Origin of the sequence: Dyadobacter sp. BE31, from assembly GCF_031457695.1 — a bacterium.
Taxonomy (GTDB): domain Bacteria; phylum Bacteroidota; class Bacteroidia; order Cytophagales; family Spirosomataceae; genus Dyadobacter.
Genome location: NZ_JAVDXA010000006.1, coordinates 205097 through 217508, shown reverse-complemented (window position 1 = coordinate 217508; position 12412 = coordinate 205097). Strand labels below are relative to the sequence as shown.

General features: G+C 51.3%; 8 protein-coding genes and 1 tRNA gene. 7 read left to right on the top strand and 2 right to left on the bottom strand.

The features are described 5' to 3' along the window. Positions 1–292: 292 nt before the first annotated feature. The gene (locus J2Y43_RS26425; RefSeq protein WP_309989859.1) at positions 293–1678 is read right to left on the bottom strand and encodes an MATE family efflux transporter; all 1386 of its coding nucleotides are present in this window, start codon (positions 1676–1678) and stop codon (positions 293–295) included. 336 nt (positions 1679–2014) lie between these two features. Between J2Y43_RS26425 and hflX the strand changes: the two genes are divergently transcribed. The 4 genes from hflX to J2Y43_RS26405 all read left to right on the top strand — a co-directional run bounded on the left by hflX (position 2015) and on the right by J2Y43_RS26405 (position 5595). After that, on the top strand, positions 2015–3250 hold the full coding sequence (hflX, locus tag J2Y43_RS26420) for a GTPase HflX (protein ID WP_223400030.1): 1236 nt from the start codon (positions 2015–2017) through the stop codon (positions 3248–3250). 67 nt (positions 3251–3317) lie between these two features. Continuing rightward, positions 3318–3389, top strand: a tRNA-Arg gene (locus J2Y43_RS26415). Between the two features lie 312 nt (positions 3390–3701). Further along, complete coding sequence (locus tag J2Y43_RS26410) at positions 3702–4028, top strand: hypothetical protein (RefSeq protein ID WP_309989863.1); 327 nt, start codon at positions 3702–3704, stop codon at positions 4026–4028. Positions 4029–4374: 346 nt separating this feature from the next. Next, entirely contained in the window at positions 4375–5595 is a 1221-nt protein-coding gene (locus J2Y43_RS26405; RefSeq protein WP_309989866.1) for a Myo-inositol-1-phosphate synthase, read from the top strand. Between the two features lie 41 nt (positions 5596–5636). On the opposite strand, the gene J2Y43_RS26400 is transcribed toward J2Y43_RS26405, so the two are convergent. Further along, positions 5637–6404, bottom strand: coding sequence for a DeoR/GlpR family DNA-binding transcription regulator (locus tag J2Y43_RS26400; protein WP_309989868.1), 768 nt, complete (start codon positions 6402–6404; stop codon positions 5637–5639). Positions 6405–6805: 401 nt separating this feature from the next. Between J2Y43_RS26400 and J2Y43_RS26395 the strand changes: the two genes are divergently transcribed. The 3 genes from J2Y43_RS26395 (at position 6806) to J2Y43_RS26385 (ending at position 12383) form a co-directional block, all read left to right on the top strand. After that, positions 6806–9979 carry a carboxypeptidase regulatory-like domain-containing protein gene (locus J2Y43_RS26395; RefSeq protein WP_309989871.1) on the top strand — a complete coding sequence of 1058 codons (3174 nt, stop codon included), beginning with the start codon at positions 6806–6808 and terminating at the stop codon, positions 9977–9979. Positions 9980–10009: 30 nt separating this feature from the next. Then, positions 10010–11269, top strand: a complete 1260-nt coding sequence (locus tag J2Y43_RS26390) for an MFS transporter (protein ID WP_309989873.1) — start codon at positions 10010–10012, stop codon at positions 11267–11269. A 109-nt stretch (positions 11270–11378) separates the two neighbouring features. Next, positions 11379–12383, top strand: coding sequence for a 2-hydroxyacid dehydrogenase (locus J2Y43_RS26385; protein ID WP_309989876.1), 1005 nt, complete (start codon positions 11379–11381; stop codon positions 12381–12383). Positions 12384–12412: the final 29 nt, after the last annotated feature.

The window sequence follows — 12412 nt, the reverse complement described above, 5'->3', positions numbered from 1 at the left end:
AATTAATCATCACAACCCCTAACCACTCCTGACAGTTCCTGACTACTCTTGACGATACCTGACCACTCCTGACTAAACTTGACTACTCCTGACCACGCCCGACAACACCTGACCAAACTTGACTATTCCTGACCACCCCTGACAACACCTGACCACTCTTGACTAAACTTGACTACTCCTGACCACTTCCCCTACCTCCGCCGCATTACCACCAGACAATACCGCACCACGATCAGAAAACTCCTGACCAAGCCCAACACTATATGACTTCCCCGAATAATTCCAGGCATATTTACACTTTAACGACCTTCCATCCCCCAAGACGGAACCGCCAAATGCCCAGCATCGCCAGGACGGATTCCGCAATGGGTACCGCTGCAAAAACTCCCACCGGCCCGAAATCGAGGATAACGGCCAGTACATACGCAGTAGGGATTTGCACAGCCCAGAACGCAATCAGGTTCAGGACTGTCGGTGTTTTGGTGTCACCCGCGCCATTCAGCGACTGGATCACCACCATCCCGTATGCGTAAAACCCATAACCCATGCAAAGAACGCGCAGTGCGAGTTTGCCCGTTTCGACCACATGTGGCTGCGAACTGAACAGGCTGATAATGCCTTCTGCACCGACAAACATCACGACTGCAAGCACGCCCAGGAATATCAGATTGAACGAAGCACATTTCCATACCGACGCTTCAGCGCGTTCGGGCTTCTCGGCACCGAGGTTCTGCCCTACCAGCGTCGCCGCGGCATTGGCAAGCCCCCAGGCAGGCAGTAATGTGAACATGATGACCCGGATAGCAATGGTGTAACCTGCCACCACGTCGCTGCCGAACTCGGAAAGAATGCGCGTCAGGAAAATCCAGCTCGCAGAACCTATCAGAAACTGAACAGTGCCGCCGGTCGCAATTTTGACGATCGCCCTGATTGTTTCAGGATTCGGTTTTAGGTCTTCCCAAAGCAAACCCAGTGCTTTTCTGCCTTTGGTGAGTGAAAACAACTGATAAGCCACCCCAATGGAACGTCCTGTGGCCGTGGCCAAAGCCGCACCTGTTACGCCGAGTTCCGGGAACGGCCCCAGGCCGAAAATCAGGATCGGTCCAAGAAGCATATTGAAACCGTTGGCAATCATCAGCGAACGCATGGCTGTGGCAGCGGCCCCCGCTCCGCGCAATGCGCCGCTCAGTGAGTAAAGCAATACCACCACCGGGCTGCTCAGGAACTGGATCCGGGCAAAGTTGGTACCCGTTTCGATCACCTTATGATCGGCACCCATCATGCGGAGAATGTCTCCTGCTAACAGATACCCGGCCACCGCAGTCACGGATGAAATGGCGAGTGAAATGAATATCACCTGCCCTACCGCATGCCGCGCCTGGTCCAGGTTTCCTTCACCCGTGCGCCGCGCAATGGTAGCTGTCGCCGCCGTGCTGAGACCGATCGCAAGGGAATAAACCAGCGTAATCACCGATTCGGTGAGTCCGACCGTCGCGACGGCCTCGGTGCTTACTTTTGAAACAAAGAAAATATCAACTACCGCGAACAGCGACTCCATCACCATTTCGAGGATCATGGGTACTGACAGTAAGAAAATGGCACGGTTGATGCTTCCTTCGGTAAAACTTTCTTCGGAGCCACGAATAGCCTCACGAAGCAGTGTAAACCACTTTTTCATGGATAATAAAAATTTGCAATAATGGATAAATAGAAATTGTGCGACCGGCAATGGGTCGTAAAAAAGTGCCCGTTAAAAGGCGGAGACTGAATTGTGGCTAGGCATTAGCCGAAGATGAGCACCAACATAGGCGTTAAGAATTTCGGCAAAGATACAAAAGTCTTTTTCGAACAATCAAATAAAAAAATGGATTTGTTAAATGGTAAATGTAATTTCACAAATTCCTGCGGTGAACTTTTGCGACCGGCAAACCGTTGCAACTCTGCCCCTTTTCCGGCATTTGGGTATGCTATCGCAGGATTTTGAGCCGGAACAAAGACACAAAAACACCAGTGCATGATTGATAAGAAAAAATTATATTCGACAGCTGCCAAAAAGGAAACGGCCGTTCTGGTTGCTGTAAGCACCCAAAAACAAAACACTGAAAAGACGAAGGAATACCTGGAAGAGCTTGCATTCCTGGCGACTACGCTGGGCGTGGAAACGGTCCAGACTTTCACACAAAATCTCGAACGAACCGACATCCGCACTTACACCGGAAAAGGAAAACTCGAAGAGATCCTGATCTACGTCACCGCCAACCCGGTGGATATGATCATTTACGACGACGACCTTACACCGTCTCAGGTCCGGAACCTCGAAGCCGTTTTCAAGGACATCAAGGTAATCGACCGCAGCTTGCTGATCCTCGCCATTTTCGCCATGCGTGCTCAAACCGCCCAGGCAAAATTGCAGGTGGAGCTCGCGCAGTACCAGTATATGTACCCGCGGTTGACGCGCATGTGGACGCACCTTAGCCGCCAGTCGGGCGCAGGTGTGGGTATGCGAGGCCCTGGTGAAACGGAACTCGAAACCGACCGCCGGATCGTGAAAGACCGGATCGCGTTCCTGAAAGAGAAGCTCGAAAAAGTGGATAAGCAAAGCGTAACCCGCCGCAAAGAGCGCGACCGCCTCGTGCGTGTGGCTATTGTGGGTTACACCAACGTCGGTAAATCGACATTGATGCGCAACCTATCGAAAGCCGACGTTTTCGCCGAAAACAAACTCTTCGCGACCGTCGACTCCACCGTGCGGAAAGTGAACATGGAGAATATCCCCTTCCTGCTTACGGACACGGTCGGCTTCATCCGCAAATTGCCCACAACGCTTATCGAGTCGTTCAAATCGACCCTCGACGAGGTTCGCGAAGCGGACATCCTGATGCATGTCGTGGACATTTCACATGCTTCGTTTGAGGAACATCTTGATGTTGTGAACAAAACGCTGGAAGAAATCGGCGCAGCCAACAAACCTTCCATATTGGTTTTCAACAAAATAGATTTGTACAAACCATCGTACAACGACGAAGAGGAGGAAGAGAACCCGGCGCCATCGACCCAGGACGTGCTTAACCAGCTGAAACGAAGCTACATCTCGGAAAAAGCCGACCATGTCGTTTTCATCTCAGCCCAGCAAAAGGAAAACATCGACGAATTGAAGCGGACACTGTTCTCTCTGGTGAAAGAAAAACACTTCTCCATTTACCCCAACTGGTTGGATCTCGGTTACACACCAGTGGAAACAGAGGAATAATCATTTGTAATTCAAACGAATTTTTCTCAGTTTTGCACCCCAAATCCCTTTTTGGGGTACAAAATTTGACTGCGTAGTTCAACGGATAGAATAGGAGTTTCCTAAACTCTAGATATGGGTTCGATTCCCGTCGCGGTCACGAAAGTATAATATCACATTATTATACATCCACAAAAAAGCGCCTTGCAGCAATGTGAGGCGTTTTTCATTTTCATACACCCTGATATGTCGGATAGCCCCATCGCCATTACCGTTAAATAACTTTTTGAAATTCTTGACTTGTACGGAATTTTGTAGAATTAGTTACTAAATATCTAAAAATTAGGCATCTAGAAGATCTGCCATTCCGGCCATCGTATCGCAGGGAAATGGCCCTATTTGTGCTGTAAAGCGTAAAAAGATACATTTACAGCCAATAGTTTATGCTATTTCCAAATCCATCCCTCCATTCATGAAACATTCCAACCTTTTTGCTTACGTCGAACTTTCGAAGTTCGTCGAAGGCTTAACCCTTGACCCTAACCGGTGCCGGGCCGACCTGCTGTCCTTGCACGCCTATTTCAAGATTATCCCATCCAAAATGTTTTCGGATGAGCTTGCCCCTGAATGGGACGACCTCTGCACCACCGTAACCCGATCAGGCATTGCCTACGATGACGAAGGAAGGGTAATGATGAATGCCGTTAAAAACACCATCGGCCAGATGTCCAAAGGCGAATGCCTGGAAATTGCGGAGCGTCTGGTTCTGCTTAAACAAAAGGTTGATCAAGAGTTTTAGATACCGAAATCTCCATTCACTCCTAAGCCAGGCTCTAAGTCTGGCTTTTCTTTTTTACCCCACTCTCCAAAAACAAAGCAAATAACCTTCCCGCCAAACCGGAAGCACGAATTACTGGTCCCATCCAAAGGGTGAATGCCTCTCTGCTGTCGTATCGGTGTATTCGTGTCATTCTAAAATATTCCAAAAATTAAATATACGAATCTTAATGCAAACGTTTGCATAAATATCCATTTACAGTTGCATTTCCAGCAATCAATGCTTTATTTTGACTCAAATTCAAGTATTTCATATTTATTAAAATATTTTAAAATAAAATTCTCATCATAAACTTAGATTATTGGAAATGTCAAATATTGATCAAAAGATAAAGGTGGCGATTGTGGGGGTAGGAAACTGCGCCAGCTCCCTCGTCCAGGGCGTTGAATACTATACACGCTATGCAGAAAAAACCTCGGGACTTATGGCCGACAATATCGGTGGCTACCGAGCCGAAAACATCGAATTCGTCTGCGGTTTCGAGGTCGACGAGCGTAAAATCGGGTTGAAATTGAAAGATGCCATTTTCACCAAACCCAATTGCGCGATCGAACTATACACCGACATTACCGCCGAGGCCCCGATTTACCGCTCACCCGTACTCGACGGCGTTTCCCCGCAAATGCTCGCCTACCCGGCCGACAACCGTTTCGTAGTAAAAGAAGAACTAAAGGAAACCGACCTGCTGACCAGCGGCGAAGAATATAACGAAGCATTGACCGCCACCATCCGCCAGGAAATCATCGCGCACCTGCAAGCGCACGAGGCCGAAGTGCTGATCAATTACCTGCCGGTAGGATCGCAACTTGCAACAGAGTTTTACGCTGAAATCTGCCTGGAACTCGGCATTTCGCTCGTAAACTGCATTCCGGTGTTCATCGCGTCCGACCCGGAATGGGAGCAGAAGTTCATCGATGCGGGCATTCCGCTGATCGGCGACGACATGCGGAGCCAGTTTGGGGCCAGCATATTGTCACAAATGTTGCAAGAACTGGCCTTCGAGCGCGGCCACCACGTGAAAGCCCACATTCAGCGCAACGTCGGTGGCAATACCGACTTCCTGAACATGGAGGATAAGAACCGCCTGAAATCGAAGAAAATATCGAAAGAGAATGTAATCCGTGCTCAAAATGATATCCGCGGCATCTCTACCGCCGACAGCTTTCTCCACGCCGGGCCATCGGAATACATCGCATTCTACGGAGATAACAAAGTGGCCAATTTCCGCCTCGAACTGGAAGGCTTTATGGGCTCTCCGGTAACGCTCGACGCCCAACTTTCCGTGCAGGATTCGCCCAACTCGGCAGGCGTGGTGATAGACGCGATACGCTATGTGTACGTCGCACGCGAGATGGGGCTCGTAGGCGCATTACGCGGCCCTTCGGCAGCGACCCAGAAGACGCCGCCGCAGCAAATGATGTTCGCCGATGCCACCTATGAATGTCACGCACTGGCCAAACGTGAACTCACTGCATCGACCCGGAAGCAATTGAAAATCAGCCTCGAACTGGCTGATAAAATGGATTAAAGAGCAGACTTACTTTCGTAAACCCTTACTTTCCTAAACCCTTACCGTCCTGCGACCAGCACCTTCACGCCTCGGTCTTCCAGGGATTTGACGGCCTCGTCCGACACGCCGGCATCGGTCACGATGTACTGCACCTGGTCGAGGTCGCAAATTTTTCCAATTCCCCTTTTGCCAAACTTCGTATGGTCGGCCAGCACCACCACTACCTGCGCGGTGCTGATCATCTTCTGGTTCAAACCCGCCTCCGTCAGGTTGCTGATCGACAACCCGAAATCGAAGTCGATCCCATCCACACCGATAAAAAGCACGCCGCACGAAATATGGTCGAGAATATACTCGGCATAGGAACCGGCCACCGACGACGAGTTCTGGCGGATCAGCCCGCCTAGCTGCAACACCTCCACATTGGGCCGGTTACTGAGCTCCAATGTAACCTTTACAGCCGGCGTGATCACGGTGATCTGCTTCGTCGGGTGCAGGCAGCGCGCAAGCTCAAACACCGTCGTACCCGATCCGATCATGATCGAATCCGTTTGCCGGATCAGTGTTAATGCCTCACGCGCAATGCTTTGCTTCTCGTCGGAGTTAATAAATTCTTTCTCATTAATGGGCCGCTCCACCGCATAAGGGTTGTTGAGCGAGCCTCCGCCGTGCGTCCTGAACAACAGATTTTTGTCTTCGAGGAGTTTCAGATCCTTCCGGATCGTCACGCCGGAAACCTGCATTTGCTCCGAAAGCTGCACGATACTCACCGTACCAGCCCTTTTCAGCTCCTGCAAAATGAATTGATGCCTTTCCGTAATAGTCATTTCGATACACTTTGAAAGCAAGTATAACCATAGTTTCCGGAACACGGAAACCCCTCCTCATAACCGTTGCCTAACATACCGCCAGATTTATTTTTTCAAATAAAAATAATACAATATAAAGACCAAAAACCGCCTGTATTACTTTCCCGGGCCGGTATTATCATATTGTTAACATCACAATCAGACAGTTTCGTTTGCTTTAATAAACTTTAATTTTGTTTAAATAATTTAATTTCACTTTGTTTGTATGGCTCTTTGGCTATAATATTTCATGATTTTTATGTCAATTATACCAAAAACACCCTCGAAAAGTCTCCAAGGCGCCGGAAGCTGATCGAAAAGTGAAATAAATTTTAACACATCATTATGAAAATGTAAAATTTAGATCTACTCAATCTACCATGAAATCCTTTAACTCTTATCTCGCAGCCTTCATGCTGCTGCTGGCGCTGCTATCGGGAGCGCGAAGCGGGTATGCACAGGCCACCGACGCCTCCATCACAGGCACGGTAAAAGACGCCACGAACAATGAACTCCTACCCGGTGCCACCATTACCATCCGTAACGACGCCACCGGCTTTGAAACACATACCATTACCAATGCAAAGGGGGAATATGCGCTGCACCAGTTGCCTTTGGGTAAACCTTATTCGATCAGCGCCTCATTTGTGGGTCTGCAAACGGTGAAACAAACCGGTTATTCCCTCAACTATGGCGACAAATTGAGCGTCGACATTACCCTTTCCGCTTCGGAAACCGCACTGAAAGAAGTGGTTATTTCTGAAAAAGGCTTTACCAAAGAAGTACAGCAGGCGGGCGCATCTACCTCCATTACGGCGGCTCAGATCAAGAGCTTACCGAATGAAGGCCGCAATTTCACGCGCCTCAATAACCTTTCCCCGTTGCAGGGCGGCGATAATTTCAGTTTCGGCGGGCAGCGTGCTACCGGTGCAAACGTGACGATCGACGGGATGAATGCCAAGAACCAGTGGACCAACGGCACCGTAGCGGAAGGGCCTTACGCCATTTCCCTCGAAGCAATTCGCGAATACAAGGTCATTACCAATGATTACGACGTTACCCAGGGCCGGCAATCGGGCGGGGCGATCAGCGCGGTGACCAAAAGCGGAACCAATAAGCTGGAAGGCTCGGCATTCCTTTATTTCAGAAATAATACATTATCCAGCGGCTACGATATTCGTGGCGTGAAGCGTGAGCAGAATTTCAGCAACTACCAATCGGGTTTCAGCCTCGGAGGGCCTTTGATTAAGGACAAACTGCATTTCTTCGTCGCCTACGACCGCCAGGATGCCAGCCAGCCGCTCGTGATCGCGGATATTAAAAGCGCCGACGATGAGCAGCGCTACGGAATCCGGAAGGACACGCTCGATAAGCTCATCCGCATTGCCTCCGAATTGTACGGCTTAAAAGGTCAGCAATACGGCCAGTTTCCGCGCAAAACCACGACCAACACCGCATTCGTGCGTCTCGACTGGCAAATCAACCAGAAACACAAGCTGACGCTCCGAAGCAATACCACGCGCTATGTGTCGCCGTTCAACGAAGGTGATAATTCGAATATCAACCTGCTGGAATCGTACAACAACTTCAAGGATGTTTCGACCACCGCCATGGCCGCATTGCGCTCGTCACTGAACCCGCGCCTGACCAACGAGTTCAAAGTACAATACATGTACTCCTACAAACCGAAGACACCCCAGAGCTACCTGCCGTTTTCGAACATCCCGCGGGCGATCGTGAACGTGACCTCACCCTTCCCGACGGAGGCTAACCCGAATGCGACGCAAACCAAGTCGGTGCAGTTCGGCGGGCAGCGTTTCAGCCCGGAATCCAACCGCATGAAGCAGGTGCATCTGAGCAACACAGCCTATTGGAATACCGATAAGGTCAATTTCACATTCGGTACCGATAACATGCTCACTTACATGGAAACCTACCTTTCCAGCGAACAGAACGGCCGTTTCTTCTTCAACAGCCTCAACGACCTCGCGGCATTGCGCCCGTACCGCTACGCCCGCGAGGTGCCATTGAAAGGCGCGCCGATCGTGGAACAGACCGTGCTCGATATTTCCGCATTTGCACAGGCCGAGTACAACCCGACCCGTAACCTGAACGTCGTCCTCGGTGTGCGCTACGATGCTACCGCGTTCCTCACGAATGGCGATTACAATGCGACCGTCGACAAGACATTGGGTGTGCGTACGGACATCAAACCACAGGATTGGAACAACATCCAGCCGCGTTTCCAGGTGACCTGGGATATGGGCGGCCGCAAGAAGGATATTCTTAAAATCGGCGGCGGGATGTTCTCTTCGCAGCCGCATTACTACGCCCAGGTAAACAACATCCAGAACAGCGGCACCATGGTAGGCGCGATTGACGTCACCGGCGCGGCCGTTCCGAAACCCGATTTCAATGCTTATCGCAACGATCCGTCCACGATCCCCGGCATTCCTGAAGGCGTAAATTACATTTCGACGATCAACGCGGTGAACAAGAATTTTCAGGTACCGACCACTTACAAGGCGAATATCAACTACAACCACTTTTTCGGCGACCGCATCCGCGTGGGCTTGAATGCAATCGTGGGCCGCACGGTACATAACTATGTGTATGTAGACCGCAACCTGGCCGATAATCCGGCATTCAGGCTTGCCAATGAGGATAACCGCGGCGTGTTCGTGCCGGCGGCAAGCATTTCGGCCAAGGGCGTAACCGACTGGCTGCAATCGCGCAAAACTGCTGATGTCGGACGCGTACTCGAACTGATCTCGACCGGCGAGTCCAACCAACTCACATTTGTGGCCGACGCCAGCATTCGGATTGGAAATGATGGGTATGTGAACGCGAGCTACACCATCAACTCGGCGAAGGACAACTCTTCCTACAACTGCTGCGTGGCCAATACCTCCACATTCCTTCCCGTGAAAGACGATCCCCGCAACCTGAACTACGGCTACTCCGACCAGCAGTTCCGCAACAAACTCGTCATCAACGGCGCGGCACCGTCGTGGAAAGGTTTCCAGCTCGGCGCGACGCTCATCGGCATCGGCGGCAGCCGGTATAGCTTCCTGGTGGGCGGTAATACGAGTTTGAATGGCGATTTTGTATTAACCAATGACCTGGCCTACGTTTTTGATCCTAACAACCCGAACACCCCCGAGAACATCCGCAAGGGCATCAGCGACCTGCTGAGCAATCCCGAAACCGACCAGAGCGTGAAGGATTATATCAATTCCAATATCGGGCAGGTAGCGAAGCGGAACGGCGGCTCCAACCCATTTTATACGACGGTTGACCTGCGCCTGACCAAGGCATTCAGCATTGCCAAAGGCCATAACCTCGAATTTTCGGCCGATGCATTCAACTTCCTTAACATCCTGAACAAGGAATGGGGCCGCAACTACAACCGCGGCAATACCAACCTGCTCAACATTACCGGATTCGATCAGGCGAAGCAGCAATACAACTATTCGGTGCAGAACATTGCTACCCGGCCGATCGGCGGAACGCCGTGGCGCATTCAGCTGGGTGTGAGATATTCGTTCAACTGACCTTTTTCATATTCCTAAATCAATCCAACAATGACACCAACGACACCCTTTGACCGCATCGGATTACCCCGGCACCTCGCCTGGGGGTATCTGGGCATCCTGATTTTCATGATGGGCGATGGCGTGGAGCAAGGCTGGCTCAGCCCCTACCTCCTCGACCGTGGCATGACGATCCAGCAATCCGCATCGCTTTTCACGGTGTACGGCATTACCATCGCCATTTCGTCCTGGTTTTCGGGCGTCCTGGCCGAAGGGTATGGCCCGCGCAAGGCCATGCTGATGGGCATTTTACTTTACGTGATTGGCACCGTCGGTTTTGTGGGATTGGGCATGGAATCGCTGAATTTCCCCGTCATGCTGCTCACCTATGCGATCAGAGGGTTCGGGTATCCGTTGTTTGCCTATTCGTTTCTGGTTTGGATCACCTACCGCACGCCCGAACAAGCGCTCGGGCGCGCGGTGGGCTGGTTCTGGTTTGTATTTACGGGCGGCCTCAATGTATTCGGCGCCTATTATTCGAGCTGGGCCATTGAGCGGATCGGCTACCAGAATACGCTTTGGAGCTCTATTTTCTGGGTTTCCGTCGGGGCATTTTTTGCATTGGTTTTAAACAAAGATCAGTTCCACTCCACCGGCGAGGCTGCCGGCAAGGCTAAGGAGCTACTGAAAGGCTTCACCATTATCCGCGAAGAACCCAAGGTGCTGATCGGCGGCATTGTACGCATTATCAACACCACGGCGCAATTTGCATTCCCGGTGTTCCTCCCTACCTACATGGCCGAGCATGGGCTTTCCACGCAGGAATGGCTGTGGATATGGGGTACCATTTTCACCAGTAACATCATTTTCAACCTCATTTTTGGCTTCGTGGGCGACCGGCTGGGTTGGCAGAACACCATTATGTGGTTCGGAGGATTCGGCTGCGGGGTGAGTACCTTGCTCTTCTACTACTCCCCAGCGCTTTTCGACGGCAACTTCTGGCTGATCCTCATCCCCGGCATCCTTTGGGGCGGATTACTCGCCGGGTATGTACCGCTGTCGGCATTGGTGCCCTCATTGGTAAAAGAAGAAAAAGGCGCCGCTATGGCCATCCTGAACCTCGGAGCAGGCCTGCCGGTTTTCATCGGCCCGGCCATTGTAGGGCTATTCATTGGCTCCATCGGCAGTGAGGGCGTGGCCTGGACGCTGGCGATCCTGTACTTCATCAGCGCCGTGCTCACGAGGTTTATTACGTTGCCGCAGGCTAGTAGCGTCGCGGAGAAACATTTGACTATTGATAGTAACATTTAACAATTTTTGACCGCCGACAGCTGACCACCGACCGCCGATTGTGCGCGCCGCCTAATCCGCGGTCGGCCGTCGACCGTCAGCGGTCAACCATCAAAACTCGACACCAAACATGAAAATCCTAATAACCGCCCCCTACCACGACAAGGCGCAGCAGGCGCTGAAAGAACAATTCGGAGAAATCATTTATAAGCCATGGAAATTGCAGGAGCGCGCTTACAATGAGGGCGAACTCATTGCACTACTGACTGAAACCGGGGCCAACGCCCTCATTACCGAGCACGATCACGTTACAGCTGCGGTAATCGAGGCGTTCCCGGATTTACAGTTTATCGGCGTGTGCCGCGGGACGCCTTCCAATGTGGCTGTGGCGACCGCTACGGCCAAAGGCATCCCGGTTTTCAACACCCCCGCGCGCAATGCGCAAGCGGTGGCGGAAATGTTTATTGCCAACCTCATCAACCTCCTCCGCAACACATTTGAAGGCGTTGCATGGCTCGAAGGCGAGCATTGGGAGGCGGGTGCGCATACTTCCTATTTGCAGTTTAAGGGAAACGAAATTGCCGGAAAAACGATCGGGATGGTCGGTTTCGGGGCCGTGGGGCAGACAATCGCGAACCTGGTGAGGCATTTCCCTGCCGAAATATTGTATTATGATCCGTTCTATACTTCGGAGGAGCCCGATTACAAAAAGGTCAGCCTGGAAGACATTTTCCGTCTCTCCGACGTGGTTTCGATCCATTTGCCTGTAACCAAGGAAACCGAAGGCATGATTGGAGAAGAGCTGATCGGGTTAATGAAAAAAGATGCCATTTTCGTGAACACCGCACGTGCAGTAGTGGTGCAGCGCGAGGCACTACTGTCGGCCATCGAAAGCAATGCGATCCGCGGCGCCATCCTTGACGTTTTCGACCACGAACCGCCTGATGCACTGGATTATAGATTAATACACCACAAAAATGTACTCGCTACGCCGCACATTGCCGGGGCTACTTTTGAAGTGGAAGATCACCACGCCGACATTATGAACAAGGCCCTGCGCGGCTTTTATGCGGAAGGCAACCGGAACGTCCGCCAGCTGGTGAACCGGGATGTATTGTCTGCCAAAACCCATTAATCGTAAAACAATGACTTTGAAACAGGCAT

Excerpts from the sequence above, each read along its gene's own strand:
- J2Y43_RS26425 (WP_309989859.1), bottom strand. The coding sequence starts at position 1,678 with ATGAAAAAGTGGTTTACACTGCTTCGTGAGGCTATTCGTGGCTCCGAA.
- hflX (WP_223400030.1), top strand. The coding sequence starts at position 2,015 with ATGATTGATAAGAAAAAATTATATTCGACAGCTGCCAAAAAGGAAACG.
- J2Y43_RS26410 (WP_309989863.1), top strand. The coding sequence starts at position 3,702 with ATGAAACATTCCAACCTTTTTGCTTACGTCGAACTTTCGAAGTTCGTC.
- J2Y43_RS26405 (WP_309989866.1), top strand. The coding sequence starts at position 4,375 with ATGTCAAATATTGATCAAAAGATAAAGGTGGCGATTGTGGGGGTAGGA.
- J2Y43_RS26400 (WP_309989868.1), bottom strand. The coding sequence starts at position 6,404 with ATGACTATTACGGAAAGGCATCAATTCATTTTGCAGGAGCTGAAAAGG.
- J2Y43_RS26395 (WP_309989871.1), top strand. The coding sequence starts at position 6,806 with ATGAAATCCTTTAACTCTTATCTCGCAGCCTTCATGCTGCTGCTGGCG.
- J2Y43_RS26390 (WP_309989873.1), top strand. The coding sequence starts at position 10,010 with ATGACACCAACGACACCCTTTGACCGCATCGGATTACCCCGGCACCTC.
- J2Y43_RS26385 (WP_309989876.1), top strand. The coding sequence starts at position 11,379 with ATGAAAATCCTAATAACCGCCCCCTACCACGACAAGGCGCAGCAGGCG.